Below are 26,119 nucleotides of genomic sequence, written 5' to 3' on the forward strand. Positions count from 1 at the left end.
CGTGAGCGAGGCCAGGGGGGCCTCGCCGGGAATAAGAGGCGATCTTGAACGCGTTGCGCAACTTTATCGAGCAGATCGGCATGCGCCGTGCCCTGCTGATGGGCGGTGTCGCTCTCGCGATGCTCGGCGGCCTTGCCTGGGTGGGGCTGCGCAGCCCCGCCGCGGAGATGGGCTACCTCTACTCCGATCTCGATCCGGCCGCGGCCCAGTCGATCACCGAGAAGCTCAAGGCGCAGAACGTGCCGTTCCAGCTTTCGGCCGACGGCAGCGCGGTGATGGCCCCGGTCGACAAGCTGGCCGAGCTGCGCATGTCGCTGGCCGGTGAGCAGCTCGGCGGCAAGATCGGGTACGAAGTGCTCGACGCGGAAGAGCCTTTTGGCGTTTCCTCCTCGCGCGCGCGGCTCAACGAGACCCGTGCGATCGAGGGCGAGCTGTCCCGCTCGATCGAGACGCTGGAGAAAGTCAGCAAGGCGCGTGTCCATATCGTCATGCCCGAGCGGGCGATGTTCGAGACCCAGCCGCGCAAGGCCAGCGCCGCCGTCACCGTGAAGACCGCCGGGCGCCTGCCCGGCGAGACGGTCCAGGCGATCCGCTACCTGGTGTCCTCGGCGGTGCCCGACCTCAATCCGGAAGCGGTGTCGATCGTTGACCAGACCGGCGCGCTGCTGGCGCGGGCAGGGGACGCCGGTGCCGGTGGTTCGGGCGATCTCGAGGAACGCCAGTCGGCGATCGAGGCGCGCCTGCGCGACGAGATCGAGGCGATGATCGAGCCGATCGTCGGCCAGGGCAAGGTGCGCGCCGAAGTGGCCGCCGTGCTCGAACGCGACCAGGTGCGCGAGGAATCGGAAGTCTACGATCCCGACAAGCAGGTCGTGGCCCACCAGACCACGGTGGAATCCAGCGACCAGAACGACGAGAATGCCGCCGGTGCGCGCGGCGTCACGGTCGCCACCCAGCTTCCCGACAACACCACCAACGTCAACGGCAACGGCGGCGATAGCCGGCGTTCGGCCCGCAACGAGACCTCGGAAGATACCACCTACCAGAACAGCCGCACCCAGAAGGTCGCGGTGCGCAATCCCGGCCAGCTTTCGCGCCTGACCGTGGCGGTCATGGTCGACGGCGGTCCGCAGGGGCTGCCCGCCGCCCAGGTCCAGCGCCTCCAGCGCCTGGTCGAGAATGCGGTCGGCTTCGATGCCGGGCGCGGCGACAGCGTGGTGGTCGAGAACATGGCGTTCAACACCCCGGCCGATGTCGACGGCGTTGCGGGCGGATTGCCGTTCGGCCTCACCTGGGACCGCCTGTTCGACGTGCTCAAGATCGTGCTGGTCGGCGGCATTGCCCTCATCGCGCTGCGCATGCTCAAGCCCAAGCTCCTGCCGCCGGCGCAGCCGCCGCTGCTCGAAGGCGTGGTGGAGCAGCGCGATGCGATCGACGGCGAGATGCTCTCGCTGGGCGAGCGCGCCGCCGACGGCGACGAGGAGGCGATGCGCCGGCTGGAAGAACTGCGCGGCGCGCAGGGCGAGCCGCTGCTCGATCAGGAAATCGCGCTGGCCCAGGTCGATGGCCGCATCAAGCTGTCGGCCCTGCGCCGCATCGGTGATGCCATCTCCGCCAGCCCCGCCGAATCCGCTTCGGTGATCCGCCAATGGATGAACAGTTGAAAGGCCCTCTCATGAGCGACGACTTCGAGCCGCGGCAGCTTGCGCCCGCTTTCCTCAATGACGACGAGGCCGCAGACGGGCCGGTCGAGGCGATGGGCGGCTGGAACACCAAGCCCGGCACCCCGCCCACGCCCGACGATCTTCAGGCCGTGTTCGACGTTCCGGTCAAGGTCCAGGCCGTGCTGGGACGCTCGCGCATGGACATCGGCGAACTGCTGCGGCTGAAGCCGGGCATGGTGGTCGAGCTCGACCGCCGCGTCGGCGAGCCGGTCGACATCTTTGTCAACAACCGCCTGATCGCGCGCGGCGAAGTCGTGCTGATCGACAGCACGCTGGGTGTCACGCTCACCGAAATTGTGAGGCAGGAGGGATGAACCCCGGGCGCGCCCTCGAAACCGGCCCGGAGACGGACCTCGACAGCCTGCCGGAAACGCCGGTCGGCGACGGCGTCCGCGGCGAAGCGGACGGCGCCACCACGCGGCTCATGCTGGTCGGCGAACTCGGCCCGACGATGGGGCTGGCGGTGGAAATGGTGCGCGGATCGGCCGCGAGCATCTCGGTCGGCACTCCGGGCATGGCGATCCGCGAGAGCTGGCGCGGCGGCGGCGGCGACGTCACCGTGGTCGAGCTCGCGGTGGACATGGCCGAGGTGGTGGCGCGGCTGCGCGGGGAGCGCGCCGGCAAGCCGCCGTTCCGCCGCGCGGTCAGCGGGCTGGTCGGCCACAGTGTCGACCATGTCGAGCGCGAGCTGATCCTGCAGACGCTCGAACGCTGCTCCGGCAACCGCACCAGCGCGGCCTCGATGCTGGGCATTTCGGTGCGGACGATGCGCAACAAGCTGCGCACGTTCCTCGCCGACGGGCAGGCCTTGCCGCCTGCGCTCGTGCGGCACTGACCGCCGGCGAAATTCGCCGCCTGACAGGCGCCCGGGCCGGACCGCGGCCCGCGTTCCCCTCCTTTTCCCAAGCATGGTGATGCGATGAATGCCGTTGGCCGCTCCGGTCTTCCTGCCAAGCTCGAGCAATTCCTGAACCGCCTGGGGCCGAGCCGCGACCTGGCGCTGGCGATCGGCGTCACCGCGATCATCGCCATGCTCATCCTGCCGATGCCCGGCTGGATGCTCGACATGGGCCTGGCGCTCTCGATCACCGCCTCGGTGCTGATCCTGATGACGGCGCTGTTCATCGAGAAGCCGCTCCAGCTGTCGAGCTTCCCGACGATCCTGCTGATCGTGACGATGATGCGCCTCGGCCTGAACCTGGCCTCGACCCGCCTGATCCTCGGCCACGGGCATGAGGGCCACCATGCGGCGGGCGGGGTGATCGCGGCCTTCGGCGAGTTCCTGATGGGCGGCGAGACGGTGATCGGCCTCACCATCTTCGCGATCCTCATCGTCATCAACTTCGTGGTCATCACCAAGGGTGCGGGCCGCATCGCCGAAGTGGCGGCGCGCTTCAGCCTCGATGCCATGCCCGGCAAGCAGATGGCGATCGACGCCGACCTCAATGCCGGCACCATCACCGAAGCCCAGGCGCGCGACCGCCGCGCCGAGATCGAGGCCGAGAGCGGCTTCTACGGCGCGATGGACGGTGCCTCGAAGTTCGTGAAGGGCGATGCCGTCGCGGGCCTGCTGATCACCGGCATCAACGTGGTCGTCGGCCTCATCATCGGTGTCGCCATTCACGGCGTGCCGTTTGCCGAAGCCTTCAAGACCTACACGATCCTCACCGTCGGCGACGGCCTGGTCAGCCAGATCCCGGCGCTGATCGTCTCGACCGCGGCGGGCCTGCTGGTCTCCAAGGGCGGCGTCACCGGCAAGACCGGCGCGGCGCTGGGCGAGCAGCTGGGCCGTTATCCCAAGGCCTTCGGCATCGTCGCGGTGCTGATGGGGGCGCTGTCCCTGGTTCCCGGCCTGCCGTTCTTCCCCTTCGCTTCGCTCGCCGGCCTGTGCGGCTGGGCGGCCTGGACGATGACCAAGAAGGCCGAGGCCGAGACCATCCGCGAGAACATGGAAGCCGCCCAGGCCAAGCAGCGCGAGGCCGCCGCCGCCGAGGAACCCATCGCCCGCACGCTCGCCATCGACGCGCTGCGCATCGAGCTCGGTTACGGACTGCTGCCGCTGATCAACGATGCCACCGCCGAGCCGCGCCTCGACGACCAGGTCAAGGCGCTGCGCCGCCAGATGGCGACCGACTACGGCTTCGTGCTGCCCTCGGTGCGCATTCTCGACAACATGGCGCTGCAGCCCAACGAATACATCGTTTTCGTCAAGGAGACCGAGATCGCGCGCGGCGAACTGCGTATCGGCAAGCTCCTGCTGATCAACGCCTCGGGCCAGGAAACCGGCCTGCGCGGCGAGCCGACCAAGGAGCCGGTGTTCCAGCTTCCGGCGCTGTGGATCGACCGCGAGATGCGCGACGAGGCCGGGTTCCGGGGGCTCACCGTGGTCGACTGCGGCACCGTCGTCACCACCCACCTGACCGAGATCGTCAAGGACAACATCGCCGACCTGCTCTCCTATACCGAGACGCAGAAGCTGCTCAACGAGGTCCACAAGGATACCGAGAAGCTGATCGCCGACCTGATCCCGGCCAAGATCTCGATCTCGGGCGTGCAGCGCGTCCTGCAGAACCTGCTGTCCGAAGGCGTCTCGATCCGCGACGTGCCGACGACCCTCGAGGGCATTGCCGAGGCGACGGCGATGACCAACAACCTCACGCAAGTGACCGAGCATGTGCGTGCGCGCCTCGCCCGCCAGATTTCCGCCCAGCAGACCCTCGACGGCACGATCCCGATCGTCACGCTGGGCGGTGAATGGGACGAGGCCTTCAGCGAAGCGATCGTCGGCCAGGGCGACGAACGCCACCTCGCGATGGCGCCCTCGCACCTCCAGGCCTTCATCGCCGCCGTGCGCGAGGCCTACGACCGGTTTGCCGCACAGGGCGAGATTCCCTGCCTGCTGACCAGCCCGCCGCTGCGCCCCTTCGTGCGCTCGATCATCGAGCGGGTGCGACCGGCCACGGTGGTGCTCTCGCAGAACGAGATCCATCCCCGCGCGCGCCTGCGCACGCTCGGCACGATCGGCTGAACCGGCAGTTTGCGCAGGCTCCCGGGACCGGGAAGGCTGCAATCCCTCTATGATGAGATCTGGGCCGGACGATACCGGCAAGGGTAGCGACAGATGACGATTTCCATGAATGCGGTGTTTCCGATGACGGCTCCGGCTGCATCGACCGCCCCGGCGGCCGGTGCTCAGGCGATGACGCGCGCGGCGAACGGATCGTCCTCAGGGGCCGGATCGTCCGCAGGAACCGGATCGTCCGCAGGAACCGGATCGTCCGCAGGAACCGGATCGTCCGCAGGAACCGGCAAGGGCGGTGCCACGGGCGCGGCCGCAGCCAGGGGCTCGGGAACGACCGGCACTGCCGCAGGCGCTGCGAATGATGGTGCCCGGACGGCGGACGAAGGCTCCACCCCGGCGTTCGGGGCGCTGCTGGAGGAGGCCGCCGGCAATGCCGGGGCTGTGCCGGTCGATCCCGCAGCCGAGGCGCTGGCGCCGCCCGCCGAAGCCGATGCGACGGTAAGCGACCCGGCGACCTCGATCGCCGAAGCGACGTTTGCGGCCGCTTTCCCGGAGGCGGCCGCAACGGCGCAAGGCGCGCCCGTGGTCAAGCCGGCCGATCTCGCCGCGCACAAGCCGGTGAGCGGGCCGGGCGCCGCGCGTGACCAGACCGCGCTGCCGCAAGCCACGCCTGCGGGCGGACAGGACGGCGCGGGCCAGGCGGTTGCGGAGGCGGCCGGGGATGCCGCCAAGGGTTCGGGTAACGATGCACCCGGGGCCAGGGATAAGGACGGCGCCGACAGCGATGCCCGGCTGGCCGATGCCGCGCTTGCCGATGCGGCGCAGCAGGTGCTTGCGCAGACGCCGCAGACGCCGCCTGCCGGCCCCGCTGCACCGCCGGCAGCCGCGCAGGCCCTGCTGGCCGCCGCGTCGCAGGCCGCCGGTGGCGGCGCTGACGTTTCTGCCGACCTGGCCGCGGATGGGATCAAGGTCGATGCCGCCGCCACGCCCGCAGCCACGCCCGCATTGGCGGCGAGCGGCAAGGGGGCGGGGGTCAGCCACGCGGCCTTCTCGGCCGCCGCGTCCACGCAAGGCAAGGACGCGGGCGAAGCGCCGACGGCGCATGCCGCAGGCGAGACCCCGCGCGAGACAGGCCCCGCGCTGGCCGATGCGGGGTCCGCGCGCGGCGAGACGGTGACGCTCTCCAGCCCCGTGCTCACCCAGACTTTCGCACCGGTCGCCAGCCGCCCGGCGGCGCTGCCTTATCCGGCCAGCACGACGGCGAGCCCGCAGGGCGCTTCGGTCACCGTGCAGGAAGGCCAGTTCGGCACCGACATGGGCGTGCAGATCGCGCGCGCGCTCGATGCCGGCGGCAACGAACTGTTGATCAAGCTCGATCCGCGCCAAATGGGCCGTATCGACGTGCGCCTGTCGTTCGACCACGACGGCGTGCTGCGCGCGGTGATGTCGGCCGACAGTTCCACCGCGGCCGAGATGCTCCGCCGCGAAAGCACCGATCTCAACCGGGCGCTGGCCGATGCCGGCATCCGCGCGGACGGCCAGTCGCTGCGCTTCGATACGCGTGCGGGTGGCGGCCAGGATGGCGGCCAGAACGGCAACTCGCGCTGGCAGGGCGGACAAGGCGCGCAGGGGCAGGCTGCCTCCGGCTTCGCCGACAGTTTTGGCGGGGGCGACGACCCGGTCTACCGGTCGCTCAGGAGCAGCGGCCACGTCGATCTCATGGCATAGGACATCCATAGAACATGACCACAGTCTCCAGCACTTCGTCGTCATCGAGCGACAGCACCTCGGCGGCAACCACCAGCCTGCTTTCGGACTACAACCTGTTCCTGAAGCTGCTGACCACGCAGATGACCAACCAGGATCCGCTCAACCCGACGGACACCTCGGAATATACGCAGCAGCTCGTGCAGTATTCGCAGGTCGAGCAGCAGATCCAGCAGAACGGCACGCTGACCGACATCCTCTCGCAGCTGACCTCCTCGCAGATGGCGCAGTATTCGAGCTTCATCGGCAAGGATGCGCGCTTCGATTCCGCGGTGGCCGGCCTTGGCGACGATCCTGCCCACTGGACCTACTACGTGAACGGCACGCCGGCTTCGGTGACCGCCACGATTTCCGATGCCAATGGCAAGGTGGTCCAGACGGTGACGCTCGATCCCGAAGCGCAGGGCGAGTATCAATGGGACGGAACCCAGGCGGACGGCACCACGGCCGCCAGCGGCGCCTATACGCTGGCCGTCACCGCGACCGACGCGGCCGGCAATACGCTCGATACCACGATCAATTCGGTGGCCCGGGTTTCCGACGTGGTGACCGACGGCTCGACGATCATGCTCGGCGTCAACGGCATCCGCATGTCGGTGGACGGCCTCGTCGCGCTGGCCGCGACCAGCAGCGAGATCTGATTGCGGCGAGGGGCGTGATCGCCCGGGAAATGCCCCTGGAGGGTATGTTCCGGGCCGGTCTCGCCCCATCCGCCTGCCGCCGGTCTCGAAGCGGCCTGTGACCGGGCGCGATGCTCCTGCGCCAGGACGGCCGAGGCGGTGTCGGGGGTACCGGGATTTGCATCAGTCCGGCAAGGTTGGTCCGGTGGTGCCGCCATGCCGGTTCTGGCCAGTCAGGGGCGGGGCGGGCGGGTCCTGCCCCTGAGTGTGCTGATCCATGCGGCGCAGGAGCGCGCGCGGGGAGCGCCGCGAGCGGGCGCCCGTCCCGCCGGCAGTGGTCCTGTCGGCGAACCCTGCCGCGATCAGCGGCAGTCGTCGGCCAGCCGGTCCCGTGAATGGCGCGGGGCCTGCCAGGGCGGCATATCGCTGCACAGGTCCGCGTCGAGGCGGGTGCAGCCGGGCACCTGGTCGGGCAAGGCCAGAACCATCAGGCAATCCGCGATCGAGGGATCGTCGACGGGACCGATCATGTCGCTCACGTCGTCCTCGCAAATGCCGGGCAGGGTCCGGCACCGCGCTGCCGCGGCGCTCCAGAGTTGATGGGGCGAATCCACCCTCAGCTTTAATGAGAACCTATATTCAATTTGCGACATTGCATTGTTTTCAGTGTTTTCCGTGCGCCCCGAAGGAAAATTCTCTGTCATCAATCTCTCAAGAATTGTTCCTGTGACGTTTTTCGGTCGCGCATAGCCCGATCTTCGGCCTGCCCGGTGAGGGGCATCGGGATTTTCGGGAGTTCCTGGCGACTTGGGAGTATGCGACCTTTGACCCTCCAACCCATGGCTTTCGTATACTGTACGACCAACTAAGGGATTTCCCGTATGGGCATCCCTGAGTGCCAAAACCCCCGTAAAACTGCGAAAAATTAGATGGTTAACTTGGGGTATGGGGGTTTTCCCCATGACGGTTTTCAGGCCTGTCCAGGGCAGGGTCGACCCGACCAGAAACGGCCTGCCGGGCGATGCGAACCGAGCATGCGGTTGAGACGGCGCAGGGCGCGCAAGAGCGGGAGCGTTGCCGCTAAGTAGCGCAGCGATCGGGCCAAGGGGGGGCATGGCGGGCGACGGCGGGCGACGACCATGCGGGGGCGCCCACAGGCCGCGGCCATGCCTGTTCACCGCTGCGTGGGAAACACGAAAATTCTGATGAAATCCACCGGAGAGCGCTGCGCTCACGACAGGCTGCAAGGCAGCATCGTTTCGCACAATGCCGGATGGGATGATCCGGCGAGCGAAAATGGACCGAGCCGGAATCCAATTCTCGGTCTAAAATATTGTTTAAATGCAATATTATGGGGCAGCACGAGAGGCAATCCATCAATCGGTCCATCACCATCAAATTCAAAATGGGTTCAATTCCCAAAGCCGGAATCGATAAAGCGGATGCTAGGTCGAATCATCCGTTTTGTGACTACTAATCTGCAGAACCACGCGAACGTGCCTCGAGATAAAGGCAGCGTGACCATCCCCGCGAATAATCCAAATGAGCCGGTACACAGGTACAGCACAAGCCAAGGAAGTGGTTGCATGCAAACCGCGGACATACGCTTCAGGACCAGTAGCCACGCCATGGCAAACGCCATCAGGATATCGAACCAGATCTGGTTGCTCCAAACATTGCGGATATGCTCATGCAAAAAGCCGATCGGGCCCGCCGTTATCACCGCATAACCTGACCATGCGAGAAAGGCCGCAGCGAGCACTGCCGGCAACAAGTAGGCGTGCCGTAGAGGTTCCCTGGCGAAGGTTGAGCCAAATGTGAGTATGAGCATGGCGCCAAATGCAATCCATGGAAGCACCGCGTGAATCGCCATTCCGACTCCTGATGTCCAGTTCACCAATCGTCGACTACCGACCAATATATGTAGCATGTGCTACATGATCAAGTTAGCCATCGACCGCAATGAACAAGGCGAGCTTTTGCGAAGACCGGTTGCGGTGATAACCGGGGCCGACTGATTGATCGTGAACTGGCGAAATCACGCGTTGCGCAAGAGCGGATCGGTCTGCATGCGCAAAGCGATATGATCCGCCAGCGCGCGAACGCGCGCTGCGGTATAGCGCGAAGGCGGCATGACCATGCTGATCGGCATATCCAGCGGCGGGTGTTCGGATAACACCTCAACCAGGCGTCCTTTGACAAGATCCTCTTCGAACAGCCAACGTGCATTCACTGCGATGCCAAGGCCGCAGAGCGCCGCCGTGCGCAGCGCGTCGGAGCTGTCCGTGCGAAAGCTGCCTGCAACGCTCACCGGATCGGCTCCCTGAAACTGCCAGGAGTTGCCTGTGCTGAGCAGGGCAAACGTAAGGCAGCTATGGTCCTTGAGGTCCGCCGGAACCTTAGGGAGACCGGCCTTGGCGAGGTAGTCTGGCGAGGCGACAGCCACGCGCCGCGCGGTGCCGATCCTGCGCGAAAGGTTGCGACTATCGCCCACCTCGCCCACGCGGATGGCGAAATCAAGCCGGTCTGCAACGAGGTTGAGAGCGTGATCGGTCAGTTTCAGTTCGACTTGAAGGCCGGGATGAGCGAGCTGGAACTCTGCGATGTAGGCAATGATCCTAGCACGTGCGAGGGTCAGCGGCGCGGTGAGACGCACGACCCCGGACAGCGCCTCAGGGCTTCGCACTGCCGCCTCGGCCTCGTCGATTGCCGCAAGCGCCCGTTGTGCCGACTCGTAGAATGACAATCCTTCGAGAGTGAGAGCAAAGGAGCGCGTGGTCCGCTTGAGCAAGCTTACACCAAGATGCTTTTCAAGAGCCGTGACCTGCCGCGATACCGTCGATTGTGTCAGCCCGAGGACCGACGCTGCTTTGGAAAAACTCTCAAGGTCCGACACGGTGACGAAGGTTTTCATCCAGCCTGCAATTTCGCTCACCAGTATAGCCCTCCGGACCGGAGAATAGCGCGAAATGACGGGCCGTGAAGACAGACAGTGATCCACGGTGCGAATATCTCATATCCCCCGCTTCCACTTGCTATTCGTCGCTTTGCGCGTAATACTCTGGGCTGGCATATCGATGTGGACAACCTCGCGATGGAAATGCACCAGGTCCGCTATTTCCTGGCGGCCGCCCGCCTGCTCAACTTCACCCGTGCTGCGATAGAGTGCAATGTCTCGCAGCCTTCACTGACCAAGGCCATTCTCAAGCTTGAAGATGAGTTTGGCGGACCGTTGTTCCGGCGCGAACGGGCGCGCACGCACCTGACCGAACTTGGCAAGGCGATGCTGCCGCACCTGCAGCGAACGTTTGACGCGGCGCAGGCTGCCCGCCAGCTCGCCAAGGATATGGGCCGTGCCGAGGTCGCTCCGCTGTCGATCGGCATCAGCCATCTTGTGACCGACGACGGGCTGGTCGTGATCCTGCAGGACCTCAGCGAGCGGCTGAGCGGGATCGAAATCGAAATCGAGTCCGGACGCGAGGCCGATCTGGTCGAAGCAGCCATTGCCGGCAATCTCGACGTGGTGATCGTCTCGAAAAGCGCCTTGCAGCCGGAGCGTTTCGATCACTGGCCACTCTACACTGACGATTTCTGCATCGCCCTGACAGACAATCACCGCCTTGCCCGTGAAGCCTGCATCACCCCGGCGGATTTCGAAGCAGAGGCCTGGATCGACTATGCGGGCGATGGCTGTGCCGCTTTGGCAGACTTCGCCGCCCGCGAGGGCGCGTCCATCTCGGTCAAGCACCATGCCCGCAATCCCGCCATGGTCCGCCAGCTCGTCCTCGCCGGGCTGGGGTGCGGGTGGCTGCCACGCAGCATCCTGCCCGAGCCCCTCGTCGCGTCGGAATTCAGGATACCGGGCTGCGAAATTGAATTCGCCGCAGCCGCAGTCGTCGGCCGTCGTCGTTCCGTCGGCTCCGATGCCTTCCTGCGTTCGTGCCGCGCACGCGAATGGTCTGGCGCGCTCTCCCGCCAATCCTAGGTGGGACAAATAGCACGCGGGAATGGAACTCATTCCCACCGGTCCGATACCGTTCTTGCAACCGACGCGGTAAGCCTCTGACATGACAAACCACGCCCCCGCCCCACAAACCGTCTACGATGTGCTGATCGCAAACCTTGTTGCCGATCTGCGCGCAAGAGACGCCGGTGCCGCAGCACCGCGTGCCGGAGAGCCATTCCCCGACTTCATCCTGCCCAATGCGACGGGGGTGTTTTGCGAGCTGTCGCGTCTGCTCGCCGATGGCCCGGTCGTGCTGAGCTTCCTTCGCGGTCAGTGGTGCCCATTCTGCCAGGCAGAGCTTGTGGCCTGGAAACGCGCGCTGCCTGCACTCGAACGGGTCGGCGGTCGTCTGGTGTTTGTTGCCGCGTCGACCGGCGGGGCGGCCATGGCCATTCGAAACAGTGTTTCTCCACGGATCGAGGTGCTCTGTGATGTCGATCACGGCCTCACGCTGTCGCTGGGACTGGCCGTCTACCTCGGTCGGCAGTTCCTTGCGCAATATGAGCGGGATGGTCTCGAACTGGCCGCAATCTATGGTTCGCAAGCAGGCCTGTTGCCGATCCCGGCGACTTTCGCGCTTGACCGGCAGGGTATCGTCCTTGCCGCCCACATCGAGCCCGACTTCCGCAGCCGTGCGGTGCCAGAGGACATGATTGCGGCTATCGCTTCCGCCACGGCCGCCTGACAAGGATCGACGCAATGAACGAGCCGCAAGTTCGGACACCCTTGAGCGCCTTGCCAATCGATCATCTGACCATAAACGCCCGGTCATTCGATCAGGCCAGCGCGTTCTACGCCCTGCTGTTGCCCGAACTGGGATTCGAGCAGGCGAAACACGGCATCTGGCGCAATGGTGCGGGTCTTTATGTGCAGTTGCGCGAAGCCCGGCCCGATACGCGCGATTACGAGCGCTATGGCCCGGGCCTCAATCACGTGGGCTTTAGAGCGCCGAACCGGGCGTTCGTCGAGGAACTCGCCACGCGGCTCACTGAAGCCGGACTGGTCGTGCGCCTGCAGAGCTTCGCAGACGGAACCGTCGCCGCGTTCATCCCCGATCCTGACGGTTTGCGGGTAGAGGTCTCCTGGTATCCCGAAAGCGTGCCCCCGGTCGATTGACTGATGGCCGTAACCGCCCTCAACCGCTTCGGGCGCGCTGTGATCCCAGCAGCAGAACGCTTGCATCGCCGCGCGCGGCAAGGCTGGCAAGCAGGACATAGATCGACACGCCGATCATGCCGCCGGAAACCACGACCACCGCGCTCAGTACACCAAGCGCCGACAGACCATGACGCCACGCAATCCAGAATGCAGTCAACACAAGGAAGCCGGCAAGGTCGAGACCGAACTGGCCTTCCCACCCCAGACGGGCCACGGCCGCGCCAAAAGGCATGAGGAAATCGACACCATCACGGGCGATCACCGTTCCGGTGTAGGCCAACATCAGTACGAACCAAAAGACCAAAAACAGACGTAATGCTACCACGGCCTTGCTCCTTGCCAGAAATCCGGCGTAGCAGTGCGGTCGAGGTTCGCAGGGCCATTGGAACTTCGGCCGCACCACAAGGTGATTCTGTAGCAACCGCTACAAGGTAGCAGAACGTAGCGTACGCTACAAGAGGTGGGATGAGCGTCAAGGAGCAACAGCGCGAAAAGGTGGTAATGCTGCTCGCCGAGCATCTGCTCGCCACGGGCCTGTCGCAGACAAGCCTGCGCCAGCTTGCCCGCGCCGCCGGGGTCAGCGACCGAATGCTGCTCTACTACTTTCCCGACAAGTCGGCCGTCATCTCCGCAGCGATCGAGCGCGTGGCGGGAAGCCTCGCCAGCGCTCTGGCGGAGCTTGTACCCGAAGGCGAGACGCTGCCTGCGCCCAAGCTGCTGTCGCGGCTGGCCACGATGACGATGCGCGAGGATATGCGCCCGGTTTTTCGGGTCTGGGTTGAGATCGTCGCTGCCGCGCGCCGGGGAGAGCCCTATACGACGATTGCCGCCAGCATCATTGCGGTCTTCCGCGATTGGGTGGCGACACGGCTCGACCAGCCGGAGGGTGCAGAACGCGATGCAATCGCCATGGCTATCCTTGCTTTTGTTGACGGGCTCGCTCTGATCGAGATCTGCTGCGGCACCAGCGCGGCCGAGGGTGCAGCGAACGCGGTCAATCTCCTGCTCAAGGCATAAACGCTCGGACATGTAACGGCAGCACCCCTGCCGCCGACCCCCCGGTTGTGCGCATGGCGCTTCCAACATCAGCCGGAGACCTCGACAATGTCCGCTCGCCCTCATGTTATCATCATCGGCGGTGGCTTTGGCGGAATGGCGGCGGCCAAAGCGCTTGGTAATGCACCGGTGGATGTGACGGTCATCGACCGGCGCAACCATCACCTGTTCCAGCCGCTGCTCTATCAGGTGGCAACAGCTGGTCTGTCACCGGCCGATATTGCCGGATCGATCCGCTCGATCCTGCGCGACCAGCAGAACACGCGCGTGCTTCTGGACGAGGTCTGCCGGATCGACCGCGTGAAGCGCATGGTCCACATGCGCGGCAACTGTCCGCTGCAATATGACTGGCTGATCATCGCAACCGGCGCGCGCCACAGCTATTTCGGCAAGGACGAATGGACACCCTATGCTCCCGGCATCAAAACGATCGAGGATGCCACCTCGGTGCGCCGCCGGGTGCTGATCGCGCTGGAGAAAGCCGAGACCGAGATAGACAAGGCAACCCGCGATGCGCTGCGGACCTTCGTGGTCGTCGGCGGCGGACCGACCGGGGTCGAAATGGCTGGGGCGATTGCAGAACTGGCCCGCCAGTCGGTCAGCAAGGACTTCCGCCACATCACGCCGCACTGCTCGCGGGTCTGGCTGCTCCAGAAAGGCAACAGGCTCTTGCCCTCGTTCCCGGAGGAATTGTCCAGAAGCGCTCACAGCGCGCTTGAGAACCTTGGAGTGCAGGTACGGCTGCTAGGCAACGTCGAGCAGATCACGCCTGCAGGTGTCAGCGTGAGCGGGGCTTTCATCCCGGCGCAGACCGTGGTCTGGGCGGCGGGCGTGATGGCTTCGCCTGCTGCCGAATGGCTCGGCTGCAAACCTGATCGCAGCGGCAGGGTGGAAGTCGACGCCAGGCTGAACCCGCACGGATCGCACGACATCTTTGTGATCGGCGACACAGCGCATTGCATCGACGCTGCGGGCCGCGAGATTCCGGGCGTTGCCCCCGCCGCAAAGCAACAAGGGCATAATGCCGCACAGGCCATTCTTGCGCGCCTCGCGGGTCGTGAAGTCGAGCCGTTCCGCTATCGCGACTTTGGCCAGATGGCGACTATCGGCAGGGCGCGTGCGGTCTGCAGCATTGGCGGGGTCAGGCTTTCGGGCCATCTGGCCTGGCTGGTGTGGTGCGTCGCGCACATCTGGTACCTGAACGGCCTGCGCAACCGCATATCGGTTACGATCAACTGGATCTGGAGTTACCTGACATTCGAGCGCGGAGCGCGCCTGATCACCGGCGACATGGCCGCAAAGGCAGACTGAGTGCGCCGCCGCGCCCCACAAGTCACTGTTTTAATGATCTTTTACTCGGGCATTCCTGATAGGCATCGATATTATGCCTCTCTGGTACGTAGGCGAGAAACACAAGTCACAGCACTCTCCAATCCGGAACGAAGGGGTTGGAACGAGCCATGCATTATCAAGTCAACATCGAAGCTGTCGCCACAAGGACAAGCCTGCGCGATCCGGAAATCGTCCAGCGCAAGAAGCCGCGGTCCAGCGGGTTCGACTGGGACGGTGCCATGTCCCGAGCCCTCGCTGGTGATAAAGCTGCCTATCGCACCCTGCTCCATGAAACCGCGCGCTGGCTGCGCCGCTTCTACGCCTTCAAGTTGCCTGCCGACATGATCGACGATGTTGTGCAGGAAACGCTCATGGCAGTGCACACCAAGCGCGCCACCTTCACGCCGGGACGCCCTTATCTGCCATGGCTTGCCACCATCGCGCGTTATAAATGGGTGGACGTCATCCGCAGCACCAAGCGCCAGCAAGCCGACGAGCTTGGCGAGGTCCCCATGCCTAGCCACGAGACAGATGTGATCAGCGGGATCAGCATCATCGCGCTGCTCGGCCACCTTCGCGCAGGGCAGGCCGAAGTCATCCGCATGGTCAAGCTTGAGGGCCGATCGATCAAGGAGGCCGCCGATCTTTCAGGCCAGTCGGAATCGCTGGTCAAGGTCAATATCCATCGCGGCATTCTCGCCATGCGCGCCATGCTTGGCGGCGATCTCGCGTTCGCCTGAAGAACGTCAGGAAAGATCGGCGAGCAAGCCCTCTGCGATCCAGCGCCCGAGCACCGCACCTGCCTGCTCCACCGCGCCCTGCTCGCCCAGATCCCCGGCCAAAACACCGCAACACGCGGCAAACGTCATCCCCTCGCGGGATAGCTTCGCGATCCGTGCCTCGATAGCATCCGCCCGGCGCATTACAGTCTCGAAACCTTGCCGCCAGACGAAGACGGTGGCCCTCTCCACAAGCAATTCCGGTTGCGGCACATCATCGCCCGAAACCAGCGCCAGCCAGATCGCATCGGCATTGCTGCCGATCTCCAGCGTCAGCAAAGAGGGCACAAGCGTCAGTCGCGCTGCGTTCCAGTCAACCCCAGCCAGCGCCGCAGCATCGACCGGCTGCGCATCGCCGCCGACAAACGCCTGTGCCACGGCCCAGTCGATCTGCGCGAGATCGGCCACTTCGCCATCATGCGGATAGCGCAGCGCCAGAAAGGCTGCGAAGGAATCACCATAGGCATCAAGCGTCCAGCTGTGCGGCGGGTGATCGTCGATGTAGTTCGCGCAGGCAGAAGCGAACGCCTCGTCGCCCAGCCACGAGAATACCCGTTCGAAGCTGGCCTCAAGGCTGCCCATCAACGAGACGCGGTAATTGTTCTGATACACGGCCAGCCCGTCGCTACCGCCCAGCCGCGCGGCGGCGTCCTCGGTGCCATTGACCAGCCATGCCTTAAAGTCCTGCTGCAGGCGCTGCAGCGCGGGTGCCTGTGCGATCATGCCGCGACCTCAAGCGCAAGGCTCTGCGCTGCTATGGCGCGAGCGGTGTCGAGTTCGGCAAGGAGTTCGGCAAGTTCGGGGATGTTGTCGTCACGCTCGATCATCGTCGGCAGGGGGCCCGCACGGCGCATGGCGGTAGCATAGAGCGCCCAGACACATTCCGGCACCGGCTGGTCGTGCGTGTCGATCAGCAGCGTTTCGCCCACGGTGTGCCCCGCGAGATGCACCTGGCCCACCGCATGCCATGGTACGCCGTCGAGATAGGCGATCGGGTCGAAGCCGTGGTTGGCGGCGCTGACATGGATGTTGTTCACATCGAGCAGCAGACCACAACCAGTGCGCGCCACCATCGCGGACAGGAATTCCCACTCGTTCAGCACGCCGGGAAAGGCGATGTAACTCGAAGGGTTCTCGATCAGCATGGTCCGCCCAAGGGCGTCCTGCGCCCGCAGGATGTTCTCGCAGACCACGCCGAGCGCTTCCTCCGTCATCGGCAAGGGCAGAAGGTCATGCGAATTGAAATTGCCGGTGCGGGTCCAGCACAGATGGTCAGAAACGACTGCCGGCTCCATCCGGTCGACCAGCCTGCGCAGGCTGGCGAGGTAATCCGGCCGCACGCCATCAGCCGATCCGATCGACAGCGACACACCGTGCAGCGCCAGCGGATAATTGCGGCGCGCCTTCTCCAGCGTGTCGAGCGGCCGACCGCCGTCGACCATGAAGTTCTCCGAGATCACCTCGATGAAATCCACTTTCGCCGATCCATCGACATAAGAGGCATAGTGCTCCCGCCGCATGCCGAGACCGAAGCCTGAAAGAGGTGCGTTCATCTGGCGATCCATAGTTCCAAGCTGTTGGAAAATCGCGATGTCCGGGCACCGCCGTTTGGCGTTGGCGCCGCTGCAGCGCCCGGGCATCGGTTCGGTCTGGACTTACTTCGGTTCGGTCAGGCTGCCGCCCTTGGCCGCGCACTGCTTCTTGGTCAGCGCCTTGAAGCCCTGGCCCTTGCAGACGTTCTGCCCCTTGCACTGGTTGCTGGCGGTGGCGCAGTCCGACGTGCCCTTGCAGGTGTTGATACCATAGCAATGCACAACTTCGGCCTTGGCCTTGGCGGCAAGGGCAGGCGCGGGAAGAGCTGCAACGGCAGCGGCAACGAGAGCGGCGTTGGCGGCAAGCGCGAGGCTGGTCTTGATCGAGGTCATGGTCATATCTCCAGGTTGGCCGTGGTGGCACAGGCTTGTTCGTGGCCCCGCGTCCCGGCGTTACAGGTGCCAGAGATTTTTCGGGGAAGGGCGCCTCCAGCCAAAGATTGCGTCCATTGTAACTTCCAGCACCGCCCGCACGAAATGGATGCCGAGACCGCGCGGTTCGGCTGGAGAGCCGGTGCCAGGCGGTGTCGATGGAATTTCAGTGAACACCCGCAAACGTGAAAGGAATATGCCATGAAGCTCTCGAACGCAGCACTTGCTGCCACCCTCGCCGCCGGTCTGCTCACCGGCGCTGCCCACGCTGCAGACGGTAAGCCCGCAATGGAAAAGTGCTATGGTATCGCCAAGGCTGGCAAGAACGATTGCGCTGCAGGGCCCGGCACAAGCTGCGCCGGCACCTCGAAAGTGGATTATCAGGGCAACGCCTGGAAGTTGGTCAAAGCCGGCACCTGCGTGACCACCAAGACGCCCAAGGGCACCGGCTCCCTCACGCCGAAGCCCTGACGCGTTCCGGGACGGAGTTGCCCCCGCCTCCGTCCCGTTGACCGGTCAGGTCCTGTCGAACCGGAAGGATTGACGATGACCACGATCTCCGACCTTTATGGCCGACTGACGGCATTTGCCTCGCGCATCCTGCCCGAAAGCCTTCTGCTTCTTACAGCCCGATGGGGCATCGCCTCGGTGTTCTTCCTGTCGGCGCGCACCAAGGTGGAAGGCCTGCTGACCATTACGGACAGCACGTACTACCTGTTCGAAACCGACTACGCCCTGCCGCTCCTGCCGCCGAACCTCTCGGCGCATCTGGCAACTTATGGCGAGCACCTTTTCTCGATCATGCTGTTTCTTGGCCTTGGCTCGCGCTTTGCTGCGCTGGGTTTGCTGGGCATGACCACCGTGATCGAAGTGTTCGTCTATCCCGATGCCTGGTCAACGCATCTCAGTTGGGCCGGGCTTCTCCTCCCGATCATCGCCAAGGGCGCAGGCGCCCTCTCGCTCGACGCGCTGATTGCGCGCGGACGCACCGCAGCCTGATCCGGTAACTGTCAAAGCTTCGCGCGTACCGGCAATCGTCCTGCCGGTACGCGCGTTGTTTTTCACGCGCACGACCGCAGTCGCTTTTCGATCATCAAGCAGGCGGCAATCGTGAGCATCATCGCCGCCAGCGCAAGGACCGCGTAGGGCTGGAACCACGGCAAACCCTGAAGCACCAGCGCATCGTTCCCGCCCGGGATAAGCGAGCCGCCAATCCCCATCAACAGCCCGCCCGAAAAACAGCGGATTGCCCGCCCTCGCTCGAACGGCACGGGTGGCGCCTGTCTGTGACCGCCCAGAACCGAACCTGTGACCACAGCCAGAAACAGGATCAGACTGCCAAGGCTTTCCAGCATCCCGCTGCGCGCCATCGCGCCGAGCGCGTCGCTGTAAGCCCAAGGGCCGCGCACCATTGCTATCAGCAGATAGGCGAGGCCGATCGCGATCGAGGCATGGCGATAGTCCCACAGTGTGCCGATCCCGAGGCCTTCCTTGCGGACCCGCCGGACGGCTAGTGCCGACACCACCAGACTTGCAAACAGCAGTGCGCCCCCGATCATGCCGTGCGGCCATGCAGCCATGGCGAAATGTGGATTGCGCTGGATGTCCCAACCCCAGCGCACCAGCATCAGGTTGCCGGCGAAAAAACCGACTGGAGTCAGCAGGTAGTGCAGATCTCGCTTGCCCAGTCGCGCCACCGTGCCGAACACGCAGGCGTCGTTCAGCCAAGCGCCTAATCCAAGCAGCACACCTCCCAGCAGCACCAGACCATCGATATCGTGCGTGGGCAGCTCTCTTGGCGACCAGCCCGGCCCCATCATCAGCATTCCGAGCGGAAAGGCCCAGACAGCACATTCGGCAAGGGCGGCCAGGCGCGAAAAGCGACGCTCGTTTACCGCCTGCGCGACGCCCGCAACGGTACAGGTCCCACCATGATGATTGGCATAGCCGATAAAGACTGCGACGACGATCGTGAACAGAAACGAGCCGATGGATACCTCCCTCGAGAACGGCTTGTTCGGGGTTCGTCACCTGCAGCGCGAAGTTACAGATCAGGTTCGCAAAGTGCCGGACCCTACCACCGCAGCCAGCGCGCCAAGACCAGCCGCGTCACAAGCGCAACGGCTGCCATCACCAGAGGATACGTCACTCCGGCATAGAGCCAGTGCGTCGAGGGGCAGGAAATGCCGAAGGCAAGAAGCGCGGCGGCCCCGCCTGCAAGCCCTGTCGAGAAGGCCGCGCGTTGTGGCGATGTCACCGCGCCGTGGTTTCGCAGCCACCACATATGCGCCAGTATGCCCGGCAGCGCCAGAACCGAAGCGGACCGCGCACACCGCCAGAAGTCTCTGAATTCGGCCAATGCCTCGGCCGCATTGGCGGGGTCCCGGTCCCACAAAAGCATGGATAGCGCGGCAAGGCCCGGCAGGAGGGCAACCACTCCGATGCCCAGCCCGAGCGGAACCGGAGTCCACAGGCCGGGATAGGCTTCGCGTATTGCGCTCGCATAAAGCAGCATGGCGGCAAGGCAGAGCAAGGCCTCGCGCAGGATCAGTTGCGGCAGCGGATCGGCTGTCGAAACATCTGCACGCACGCCAAGGAACAGGCCGACAATGACGAACATTCCCGTCATGATTGCCAGTTGTACAAGTACAAGCGGCCAGATTCGCAGCCGCCTTACCGGCGCTGCATCCTCGCTTAACAGCGCAATCAGGTCATCATCGGGTGACAGCAGCGCCTCCAAGCATCCGTAAGCGGCAGCACCTTGAGGGCGACCTTCATCGTCTAGTTCGTTGCGAAGCGCCACTTCGTTGCAAACGCAATCACATATCCGCCTATGGCCACAGTGACGCCGTGACTGCAAAGAAAAACCGCACTTACAAAGCCGGAACCCCGGGCCGGACGATGCTGTCGAGTGCCGCAAGTACAGCGGCGGGTTCAAGGCGGTTGCGATAATCGCTATCGACGAAGGCCAACCGGACGACGCGGTCACTGGCGATGACGAAAGTTGCCGGGATCGGCAGGACCCAACCAGCGGTGCCATTGCGCTCGGGCAAGGCGTGACCGAGTTGCGCGTAGATCGGCCGCAGTTCCTCGGCCAGATCGAAGGCGATGCCCCAGTCGCGGGCCACTTGCAATCCGGTATCGCTTAGGACGGGAAAGGCGAGCGCATTGCGTTCTGCCGTCGAAAGACTTTCATCCGGCAGTTCGGGCGATATCGCCACCAGCCCGGCCCCGCGAGCCACAATTTGCGGCAGGATGGCCTGTAAAGCCCGAAGCTCCAGATTGCAGTACGGGCACCAGCCACCGCGATAAAAGCTGACGACGACCGGACCCGTCCGCAGCAGGTCACGCAGACCCACGCTGGCGCCCCGGGCGTCGTTCAGGATGAAATCGGGGGCCACCTGTCCTGCCGACAGGGCACGACCGGCAATGCCCGTCGCGGCCAGTTCCGCATCGGCGCGGGCCATGGCAGCGGCAATCTCGGGCGCAATCTTGCCGGCAAATTCCAGCCGGAACTGATCAAGTGCAGACTTGAGGCTATTCTTCATGGCGTGTCTCTTGCAGGGCAATGCGGGGTGCCGGAAGCGGCACCCCGTTGTCGAGAAAGTCAGGCAGCGAGCGCGGTATCGCGCACCGTACCGCCCAGCGGATCGCTCCAGCGCAGCGAGGAGTCCTGCATGAAATCCTCAAGCGGCGTATGCGTGAGATGGTTGGTGTAGTTCGAGATCACCTTTGTCGCGATGATCGTGACGACTTCGAGAACCTGTGCCCTGGTAAAGCCCGAGGCGATGAAGGCATCTACCGCACCGTCACCGGCAAACCCGCGCGATTGTGCCACCACTTCGGCAAAGCGGCGAAGCGCCTCCAACCGTTCATCGGCAATCGGGGCGCGATTGCGGATCGCCTGGATCACATCCTCGGGCACGCCTGCCTTGCGCGACAGGAAGGTGTGGCCCGCCGTGCAGTATTCGCAGCCGTGGAAGACGTTGATCGCCTGATAGACGATCTGCTGCTCGGCGGCGGTAAGGCTGGCCTTGGCCGCAACGAGGTTGAACAGCGTATCATAGGCCTCCAGAGCCAATGGGCTTTCGGCAAGCGTGCCCTGCAGCTTCGGAATGAAGCCCCAGCCCTGCTTGACAGCAGCCAGCAACGGCTTGGCAGCTTCGGGAGCGGTTTCGATCGTGTGTACACTGTAGTCGGTCATTGTCGTATCTCCTCTGGGTCGCAGTCACGCCTCTGGCGGCGTCGAAGAGAGAATGATAAATTCCCCGAACTTGCAGTAGAGGGCGCAGTTCGATAGCATTTGTTCCCAGAAGGAATGGATAGATGGATCGTCTTGTCGCGATGCGGCAGTTTGCCACGGTTGTCGAAACCGGCAGTTTTTCCGCTGCCGCACGCCGGCTCAACATGGGGCAACCAGCCGTTTCCAAAGCCGTTGCCAATCTTGAGGACTATCTTGGCGTTCGCTTGCTCACCCGCACCACCCGTGCCCAGCACCTGACCGAAGCAGGTCAACGCTATTATGAAAGGGCGCGCATGGTTCTCGACGATGCCGACGAGGCAGAGGCTGCAGCGCGCGAAGCCGCAACATCGATCGGCGGCCGCCTGCGCCTTGCCGCGCCGCCGACTTATGCCGCGCTCCACATCCTGCCGGGCCTCTCGGAATTCCTCGATGTCCACCCCGACCTGACGGTGGATCTTCTGCTCGATGACCGGTGGGTCGACCTGATCGAGGAAGGCGTCGATCTCGCGATTCGCCTCGGCAAGCCGAACGACAGCACTCTTGTGGCAAGGCGGCTGGGAACTTCGCAACGCATTCTCGTCGCCTCCTCCACCTATCTGGCAAAGGTGCAGGCCCCCGACACGCCCGAGGACCTGATGGCGCACAGGATCATCGCCTATAGCCGTTTCGACGGCCCTACAGCGTGGTCCTTCACCCGTGGCACCGCCAGCGTTTCGGTCGCCATCCAGCCAGTGGTGCGGGTAAGCGCTGGCGAAGGGATGCGCAGTTGTATCCTCGCAGGGCTGGGCGTAGGCCTCGGCTCCCGCTTGATGTTCGCTCCGGAACTGGCAAACGGCACCGTGAAGGCCGTGCTCTCCGACTGGGCGCTTTCTGCAGTCGAAGTGTGGGCCATGTTCCCGTCTGGCCGGAAATCGAGCCGCAAGGCCCGCGCGTTCATCGACTGGCTCGAATCGGTCATCGGCCCCGACGGAGAAGCGCGCCGGGCCGCGAGCTGAAGGCAGGCTCTCGGATGCACTATGTCCGTAATCGCGATGCCGGCGAATGGCACCGGGCACATCCGGCTGCAGTCATCTGCTATCGCAAAGCTAATGAACTATAGTCAGCCAGCAAGCGCTTTGGTCGGTCTTCAAGAAACATGCTCCGCGCGTTACTGCCTTCAGAAGTCCATCTGGCTCAAAATCGCTCCCTTAACGCACGGTAACAAAAGGATTCGGCGTTAGATTGACTGGAACATTTGCTGCGCCATTCCATGAAATAAACTCGGCTTTCATACTAATTTCAATAAAGTTAATTCAATTAATACCCAATATATCCAATAAAATGTTTGTCTATCTAGATCTTTAAAATATAAATTGATAATTGCGTCAAATTTTTTCACATTTTTGAAAAAATTTTGGAGAATTTTTATACTGAATTGGATCATTAAACATCCCGATCGTGATTTTTCTTCGGCCGCTTCTGTCACGAGACGATCTCAGCGGTCACCAAATTTAGCGACCCCGTCAAATCGATTCAGGCCGGTTCAATCGCGACCGCCGCTTCGCACCTTGACGATACAAGAGCGCAGATGCTGCTTGAATATGGATCGCTTAGACTGGTCCTACCTCTGCATCTGGGCACAGTGTAGAGCACACCCTACGCAGTGTACTGCTGTGCTCATGGGAAAAAATGCCGTAAAATCAGTTCGCGACATGTTGGGATTGCTTGGCAGTGGGTATGCCGCTGAAGGCCATCTGGTCCCCGCAAATAACCGGAATTCCGGGACTTTCGACCCCAGTTTTGATATGAGTGCAGGCCATATTGTCCCCACGCGGCGAAAGCCCGGGCGCCGGGCACTGCTGGATGGCAACTTTGCGCGGCGCACGCTGCCGCTGCGCGAGACCGAATACTGCATCTGGGATACCGAACTGGCTGGTTTCGGACTGCGCGTCAGGCCGACCGGCAAGTACTACTGGTTCGTTCGGTTACGCCATCGCGGAAAGCATCGCCGGATCACTCTGGGGCGGTCTGATGAACTCGCGGCAGACCTTGCACGGACACAGGCCCGCCGATTGCTGGCCGAAGTGGCGCTTGATGGTTTGCCCAAGCGGGCGGTGGTCAAGGCGACGCCAATCATGTCGGATTTCGTCGACACCTACTGGGACGATCTTTCGCGGGTCTGGAAAGCTTCGACCTCCAAGCGAAACTGGAACGCGTGGAAGACTGTCATCGCACCGACCTTCGGGACGATGCGGGTGGCTGACATTCTGCCCGCCGACATTCATCGCTGGCGCGACGACTGTGCGGGCACGCGGGAAGGGCTGTTCAATCGCGCCCTGCCGGTATTGGCATCGCTACTAAACTATGCCGAGGCGCTCCGCTTGCGGCGCAAAGGATCCAACCCCTGTCGGGGAATGCCACGCTACAAACGTCAACCGAAGGAGCGATACCTGACGCCAGCCGAGTATCGTAGGATTGGTGCGGCACTGCGTGAGCAGGAAGCAGCCTATCCCGCTCAGGTAGCAATCGTGCGGCTACTACTGTTTACCGGCGCGCGCGTCGGGGAGATACAGGATCTCCGCTGGGAATGGGTGCAGCCGCCGCGTCTCCTCTTGCCGGACAGCAAGACGGGAGCAAAGACGATCTGGCTCAACAGCCAGGCGCTCGAAGTGCTAGAAGGGATCAACCGCCGCGAGGACACCACGCTCGTCTTCCCAAACCGTGCCGGGACCGGGCCGCTCAATTTCGGCAATTGGTGGCTCCCATTCCGTGCGCACTGTGCCTTGCCCGATGTCCGGGTCCACGACCTGCGGCATAGCTTTGCATCGACCGCGATCATGGACAATGTTCCGCTCGCGACCATCGGCAGGCTGCTCGGGCATGTCCTGCCCGAAACGACTGCCAAGTACGCCCACCTTTCCGATGACGTGATCGGTGATGCCGCCAACCGCATCGCCGGATCGCTGGCGCGGGCGATAGGGTTGCGATCTTGACCGCCGCTAGTCTCAAGCGGATCGTCGAGGAGGCGCTTGCCGAGGTCGGCGCGAACGTCAACTTCCTGCTTGTGCCGAAGGGCAAGGCGCGGTCCACGACGTGGCTCGGGATTGAGCACGGCTTCGGCATCCGGCACTACCCGAGTGGCCGCAATGTCTACATCGTGCAGACGCGCATGGCGGGCAGGCTGCGGACTGTCACCATTGGCCCGGCCTCGGTTCTTACCCACCACCAGGCGCAAATGGTCGCGCGGCGCATCATCGCCTACGCGCAGGTCGGCCGCGATCCGGCAACCGACCGCAAACGAATCCGCTCCGCGCCCCGGTTCGACGATTTTCTGAATGAGTATTGGTCACGTTGGTCGCCGCAGTGGAAGGCATCGACGCTTGCGACCCATGACGGCTATCGCCGCCAGTATCTCGATGGTGCCTTCAAGGGCGTCTTCATTGACGAGCTGAACGAAGAGCATGTGACCAAGTGGTTCGCGGATCTCAACAACCGCACCAGCCCTGGCGCGGCAAACCGAACACTCGAGATCCTCAAGAACATGCTCAACAAGGCCGAGATCTGGGGATACCGGCTTGAAAACACCAATCCCTGCCGATCAGTAAGGCCGAACAAGCGCCGGCAGTGCGAGCGATTTCTATCTGCCGACGAACTCGCGCGATTCGGGGAAGTGCTCAATGAACTGCGCGCCAGTGACAATCTCACGATCCGATCGGGCTGTGCTGTCATCACGCTGCTGCTGCTGACCGGTTGCCGCTACCGAGAAATCCTATCTCTCAAGTGGCGTGACGTGAAAGGCAACCGCCTGCTGCTGCGCGATAGCAAGACTGGCCCGCGCACGGTTTGGCTCGGCTCGGCGGCGCGCGAGGTCATCGACGGTCTGCCTCGCCATCCGAAGATTCCGTGGCTGTTCTGGAACTACCAATACCGCAGGCCGATCTCCTGCATCCGGCATCTATGGGGGACGATCCTTGAGCGTACCAATCTTGGCAGACTGCGCATCCACGACCTGCGCCACACCTTCGCCAGCCATGCCGCGATGGGCAAGGAAACCTTGCCAATGATCGGGCGGCTGCTCGGCCATGCCAACCACCAGTCGACCGCGCGCTACGCCCATTTCGATGACGAGCACTTGCTGGACGCCGCGCAGCAGGTCGGCGATGCGGTTCAAAGCCTACTGGCTTGATGGCGATCGCAAAGTCCATGTTCGATCAAAAGGCGTTGGTGGGACTTTGCGATCGTTCAGTGGCCATGTCTTGTGATCTATTGGCCGACAACTCCTGCATCGACTTTAAACCGTCAGCTTGCTTAAGGGCAAGTCATTCTACCAAAAGGACCGAAGCCAGCGGGCTTATATCAGATAAATCACGTCGAGCACAGTATAACGGTAAACAGATTGATGGCCGCACTTCAATTGACATCTGGTGGCATCAATCTTGAAGCCGATGGCAGACAAGCAGCGTTGTGAA

Annotated in this window: 28 protein-coding genes; 17 read left to right on the plus strand and 11 right to left on the minus strand. The window is 63.6% G+C overall.

Annotated features, from left to right (window positions below; genetic code table 11):
- Window positions 1–44: 44 nt before the first annotated feature.
- The 6 genes from fliF (at window position 45) to DM450_RS01035 (ending at window position 7,154) form a co-directional block, all read left to right on the plus strand.
- Entirely contained in the window at window positions 45–1,664 is a 1,620-nt protein-coding gene (gene fliF, locus DM450_RS01010; protein WP_142632210.1) for a flagellar basal-body MS-ring/collar protein FliF, read from the plus strand.
- Window positions 1,665–1,675: 11 nt separating this feature from the next.
- Window positions 1,676–2,038, plus strand: coding sequence for a flagellar motor switch protein FliN (gene fliN / locus DM450_RS01015; RefSeq protein ID WP_142632211.1), 363 nt, complete (start codon window positions 1,676–1,678; stop codon window positions 2,036–2,038).
- Window positions 2,035–2,559 (plus strand): helix-turn-helix domain-containing protein, encoded by a 525-nt coding sequence (locus tag DM450_RS26440; protein ID WP_142632212.1) that lies wholly within the window; start codon window positions 2,035–2,037, stop codon window positions 2,557–2,559. The genes fliN and DM450_RS26440 overlap by 4 nt, the downstream gene beginning before the upstream one ends.
- Window positions 2,560–2,643: 84 nt before the next feature.
- A complete protein-coding gene (gene flhA, locus DM450_RS01025) occupies window positions 2,644–4,752 on the plus strand; it encodes a flagellar biosynthesis protein FlhA (RefSeq protein WP_142632213.1) in 2,109 nt (702 codons plus the stop codon).
- A 93-nt stretch (window positions 4,753–4,845) separates the two neighbouring features.
- Window positions 4,846–6,474, plus strand: a complete 1,629-nt coding sequence (locus DM450_RS01030; protein WP_142632214.1) for a flagellar hook-length control protein FliK — start codon at window positions 4,846–4,848, stop codon at window positions 6,472–6,474.
- Between the two features lie 14 nt (window positions 6,475–6,488).
- Complete coding sequence (locus DM450_RS01035; RefSeq protein WP_142632215.1) at window positions 6,489–7,154, plus strand: flagellar hook assembly protein FlgD; 666 nt, start codon at window positions 6,489–6,491, stop codon at window positions 7,152–7,154.
- 341 nt (window positions 7,155–7,495) lie between these two features.
- On the opposite strand, the gene DM450_RS25660 is transcribed toward DM450_RS01035, so the two are convergent.
- The 3 genes from DM450_RS25660 to DM450_RS01045 all read right to left on the minus strand — a co-directional run bounded on the left by DM450_RS25660 (window position 7,496) and on the right by DM450_RS01045 (window position 10,068).
- Window positions 7,496–7,672 (minus strand): hypothetical protein, encoded by a 177-nt coding sequence (locus DM450_RS25660; RefSeq protein WP_185928666.1) that lies wholly within the window; start codon window positions 7,670–7,672, stop codon window positions 7,496–7,498.
- An 872-nt stretch (window positions 7,673–8,544) separates the two neighbouring features.
- Entirely contained in the window at window positions 8,545–9,006 is a 462-nt protein-coding gene (locus DM450_RS01040) for a hypothetical protein (RefSeq protein ID WP_142632216.1), read from the minus strand.
- A gap of 165 nt (window positions 9,007–9,171) precedes the next feature.
- Window positions 9,172–10,068, minus strand: a complete 897-nt coding sequence (locus DM450_RS01045; RefSeq protein ID WP_142632217.1) for a LysR family transcriptional regulator — start codon at window positions 10,066–10,068, stop codon at window positions 9,172–9,174.
- Between the two features lie 57 nt (window positions 10,069–10,125).
- On the opposite strand from DM450_RS01045, the gene DM450_RS01050 reads away from it, so the two are divergent.
- From DM450_RS01050 to DM450_RS01060, 3 genes are all read left to right on the plus strand, one after another.
- A complete protein-coding gene (locus tag DM450_RS01050; RefSeq protein ID WP_142632218.1) occupies window positions 10,126–11,118 on the plus strand; it encodes a LysR family transcriptional regulator in 993 nt (330 codons plus the stop codon).
- Window positions 11,119–11,200: 82 nt separating this feature from the next.
- Window positions 11,201–11,824, plus strand: a complete 624-nt coding sequence (locus DM450_RS01055; RefSeq protein WP_142632219.1) for a peroxiredoxin-like family protein — start codon at window positions 11,201–11,203, stop codon at window positions 11,822–11,824.
- A gap of 14 nt (window positions 11,825–11,838) precedes the next feature.
- A complete protein-coding gene (locus tag DM450_RS01060; RefSeq protein ID WP_142632220.1) occupies window positions 11,839–12,255 on the plus strand; it encodes a VOC family protein in 417 nt (138 codons plus the stop codon).
- A gap of 19 nt (window positions 12,256–12,274) precedes the next feature.
- Here DM450_RS01060 and DM450_RS01065 read toward each other — a convergent pair whose 3' ends face one another.
- Window positions 12,275–12,622 (minus strand): hypothetical protein, encoded by a 348-nt coding sequence (locus DM450_RS01065; RefSeq protein ID WP_142632221.1) that lies wholly within the window; start codon window positions 12,620–12,622, stop codon window positions 12,275–12,277.
- 140 nt (window positions 12,623–12,762) lie between these two features.
- Here DM450_RS01065 and DM450_RS01070 point away from each other — a divergent pair, with 140 nt between their 5' ends.
- The 3 genes from DM450_RS01070 (at window position 12,763) to DM450_RS01080 (ending at window position 15,425) form a co-directional block, all read left to right on the plus strand.
- Window positions 12,763–13,314: a TetR/AcrR family transcriptional regulator gene (locus tag DM450_RS01070; RefSeq protein WP_142632222.1), complete on the plus strand. Its 552-nt coding sequence runs from the start codon at window positions 12,763–12,765 to the stop codon at window positions 13,312–13,314.
- An 87-nt stretch (window positions 13,315–13,401) separates the two neighbouring features.
- On the plus strand, window positions 13,402–14,664 hold the full coding sequence (locus DM450_RS01075; protein ID WP_142632223.1) for an NAD(P)/FAD-dependent oxidoreductase: 1,263 nt from the start codon (window positions 13,402–13,404) through the stop codon (window positions 14,662–14,664).
- A 149-nt stretch (window positions 14,665–14,813) separates the two neighbouring features.
- The gene (locus DM450_RS01080; RefSeq protein WP_260610042.1) at window positions 14,814–15,425 is read left to right on the plus strand and encodes a sigma-70 family RNA polymerase sigma factor; all 612 of its coding nucleotides are present in this window, start codon (window positions 14,814–14,816) and stop codon (window positions 15,423–15,425) included.
- 6 nt (window positions 15,426–15,431) lie between these two features.
- Here the strand turns inward: DM450_RS01080 and DM450_RS01085 are convergent, their stop codons facing one another.
- The 3 genes from DM450_RS01085 to DM450_RS01095 all read right to left on the minus strand — a co-directional run bounded on the left by DM450_RS01085 (window position 15,432) and on the right by DM450_RS01095 (window position 17,389).
- Window positions 15,432–16,187 carry a DNA-binding domain-containing protein gene (locus DM450_RS01085; protein WP_142632224.1) on the minus strand — a complete coding sequence of 252 codons (756 nt, stop codon included), beginning with the start codon at window positions 16,185–16,187 and terminating at the stop codon, window positions 15,432–15,434.
- A complete protein-coding gene (locus tag DM450_RS01090; RefSeq protein WP_142632225.1) occupies window positions 16,184–17,017 on the minus strand; it encodes a DUF692 domain-containing protein in 834 nt (277 codons plus the stop codon). Before DM450_RS01090 ends, DM450_RS01085 begins: the two co-directional genes overlap by 4 nt.
- 102 nt (window positions 17,018–17,119) lie before the next feature.
- Window positions 17,120–17,389, minus strand: coding sequence for a hypothetical protein (locus DM450_RS01095; protein WP_142632226.1), 270 nt, complete (start codon window positions 17,387–17,389; stop codon window positions 17,120–17,122).
- A gap of 240 nt (window positions 17,390–17,629) precedes the next feature.
- Here DM450_RS01095 and DM450_RS01100 point away from each other — a divergent pair, with 240 nt between their 5' ends.
- Together DM450_RS01100 and DM450_RS01105 are read left to right on the plus strand one after the other, a co-directional pair.
- Window positions 17,630–17,899, plus strand: a complete 270-nt coding sequence (locus DM450_RS01100; protein ID WP_142632227.1) for a DUF2282 domain-containing protein — start codon at window positions 17,630–17,632, stop codon at window positions 17,897–17,899.
- Between the two features lie 75 nt (window positions 17,900–17,974).
- A complete protein-coding gene (locus tag DM450_RS01105) occupies window positions 17,975–18,427 on the plus strand; it encodes a DoxX family protein (RefSeq protein ID WP_142632228.1) in 453 nt (150 codons plus the stop codon).
- 62 nt (window positions 18,428–18,489) lie between these two features.
- Here the strand turns inward: DM450_RS01105 and DM450_RS01110 are convergent, their stop codons facing one another.
- From DM450_RS01110 to DM450_RS01125, 4 genes are all read right to left on the minus strand, one after another.
- The gene (locus DM450_RS01110; protein WP_142632229.1) at window positions 18,490–19,419 is read right to left on the minus strand and encodes a YeeE/YedE thiosulfate transporter family protein; all 930 of its coding nucleotides are present in this window, start codon (window positions 19,417–19,419) and stop codon (window positions 18,490–18,492) included.
- A gap of 83 nt (window positions 19,420–19,502) precedes the next feature.
- Window positions 19,503–20,168, minus strand: coding sequence for an NrsF family protein (locus DM450_RS01115; RefSeq protein WP_185928667.1), 666 nt, complete (start codon window positions 20,166–20,168; stop codon window positions 19,503–19,505).
- A gap of 133 nt (window positions 20,169–20,301) precedes the next feature.
- Complete coding sequence (locus DM450_RS01120) at window positions 20,302–20,976, minus strand: peroxiredoxin-like family protein (protein ID WP_142632231.1); 675 nt, start codon at window positions 20,974–20,976, stop codon at window positions 20,302–20,304.
- A 59-nt stretch (window positions 20,977–21,035) separates the two neighbouring features.
- A complete protein-coding gene (locus DM450_RS01125; RefSeq protein ID WP_142632232.1) occupies window positions 21,036–21,632 on the minus strand; it encodes a carboxymuconolactone decarboxylase family protein in 597 nt (198 codons plus the stop codon).
- A gap of 122 nt (window positions 21,633–21,754) precedes the next feature.
- Here DM450_RS01125 and DM450_RS01130 point away from each other — a divergent pair, with 122 nt between their 5' ends.
- The 3 genes from DM450_RS01130 to DM450_RS01140 all read left to right on the plus strand — a co-directional run bounded on the left by DM450_RS01130 (window position 21,755) and on the right by DM450_RS01140 (window position 25,836).
- Window positions 21,755–22,666 (plus strand): LysR family transcriptional regulator, encoded by a 912-nt coding sequence (locus DM450_RS01130; RefSeq protein WP_142632233.1) that lies wholly within the window; start codon window positions 21,755–21,757, stop codon window positions 22,664–22,666.
- A gap of 696 nt (window positions 22,667–23,362) precedes the next feature.
- On the plus strand, window positions 23,363–24,643 hold the full coding sequence (locus DM450_RS01135) for a site-specific integrase (RefSeq protein WP_260610045.1): 1,281 nt from the start codon (window positions 23,363–23,365) through the stop codon (window positions 24,641–24,643).
- Window positions 24,640–25,836, plus strand: a complete 1,197-nt coding sequence (locus DM450_RS01140; protein ID WP_142632234.1) for a tyrosine-type recombinase/integrase — start codon at window positions 24,640–24,642, stop codon at window positions 25,834–25,836. Before DM450_RS01135 ends, DM450_RS01140 begins: the two co-directional genes overlap by 4 nt.
- Window positions 25,837–26,119: the final 283 nt, after the last annotated feature.

This window comes from Sphingomonas sp. IC081, assembly GCF_006874585.1.
GTDB lineage: Bacteria > Pseudomonadota > Alphaproteobacteria > Sphingomonadales > Sphingomonadaceae > Novosphingobium.

Excerpts from the sequence above, each read along its gene's own strand:
- DM450_RS01055 (WP_142632219.1), top strand. The coding sequence starts at position 11,201 with ATGACAAACCACGCCCCCGCCCCACAAACCGTCTACGATGTGCTGATC.
- DM450_RS01030 (WP_142632214.1), top strand. The coding sequence starts at position 4,846 with ATGACGATTTCCATGAATGCGGTGTTTCCGATGACGGCTCCGGCTGCA.
- DM450_RS01100 (WP_142632227.1), top strand. The coding sequence starts at position 17,630 with ATGAAGCTCTCGAACGCAGCACTTGCTGCCACCCTCGCCGCCGGTCTG.
- DM450_RS01125 (WP_142632232.1), bottom strand. The coding sequence starts at position 21,632 with ATGACCGACTACAGTGTACACACGATCGAAACCGCTCCCGAAGCTGCC.
- DM450_RS01130 (WP_142632233.1), top strand. The coding sequence starts at position 21,755 with ATGGATCGTCTTGTCGCGATGCGGCAGTTTGCCACGGTTGTCGAAACC.
- DM450_RS01040 (WP_142632216.1), bottom strand. The coding sequence starts at position 9,006 with ATGGCGATTCACGCGGTGCTTCCATGGATTGCATTTGGCGCCATGCTC.
- DM450_RS01135 (WP_260610045.1), top strand. The coding sequence starts at position 23,363 with ATGTTGGGATTGCTTGGCAGTGGGTATGCCGCTGAAGGCCATCTGGTC.
- DM450_RS01080 (WP_260610042.1), top strand. The coding sequence starts at position 14,814 with ATGCATTATCAAGTCAACATCGAAGCTGTCGCCACAAGGACAAGCCTG.
- DM450_RS01090 (WP_142632225.1), bottom strand. The coding sequence starts at position 17,017 with ATGAACGCACCTCTTTCAGGCTTCGGTCTCGGCATGCGGCGGGAGCAC.
- DM450_RS26440 (WP_142632212.1), top strand. The coding sequence starts at position 2,035 with ATGAACCCCGGGCGCGCCCTCGAAACCGGCCCGGAGACGGACCTCGAC.
- flhA (WP_142632213.1), top strand. The coding sequence starts at position 2,644 with ATGAATGCCGTTGGCCGCTCCGGTCTTCCTGCCAAGCTCGAGCAATTC.
- fliN (WP_142632211.1), top strand. The coding sequence starts at position 1,676 with ATGAGCGACGACTTCGAGCCGCGGCAGCTTGCGCCCGCTTTCCTCAAT.
- DM450_RS01085 (WP_142632224.1), bottom strand. The coding sequence starts at position 16,187 with ATGATCGCACAGGCACCCGCGCTGCAGCGCCTGCAGCAGGACTTTAAG.
- DM450_RS01060 (WP_142632220.1), top strand. The coding sequence starts at position 11,839 with ATGAACGAGCCGCAAGTTCGGACACCCTTGAGCGCCTTGCCAATCGAT.
- DM450_RS01035 (WP_142632215.1), top strand. The coding sequence starts at position 6,489 with ATGACCACAGTCTCCAGCACTTCGTCGTCATCGAGCGACAGCACCTCG.
- DM450_RS01070 (WP_142632222.1), top strand. The coding sequence starts at position 12,763 with ATGAGCGTCAAGGAGCAACAGCGCGAAAAGGTGGTAATGCTGCTCGCC.
- DM450_RS01075 (WP_142632223.1), top strand. The coding sequence starts at position 13,402 with ATGTCCGCTCGCCCTCATGTTATCATCATCGGCGGTGGCTTTGGCGGA.
- DM450_RS01095 (WP_142632226.1), bottom strand. The coding sequence starts at position 17,389 with ATGACCTCGATCAAGACCAGCCTCGCGCTTGCCGCCAACGCCGCTCTC.
- DM450_RS01105 (WP_142632228.1), top strand. The coding sequence starts at position 17,975 with ATGACCACGATCTCCGACCTTTATGGCCGACTGACGGCATTTGCCTCG.
- DM450_RS01120 (WP_142632231.1), bottom strand. The coding sequence starts at position 20,976 with ATGAAGAATAGCCTCAAGTCTGCACTTGATCAGTTCCGGCTGGAATTT.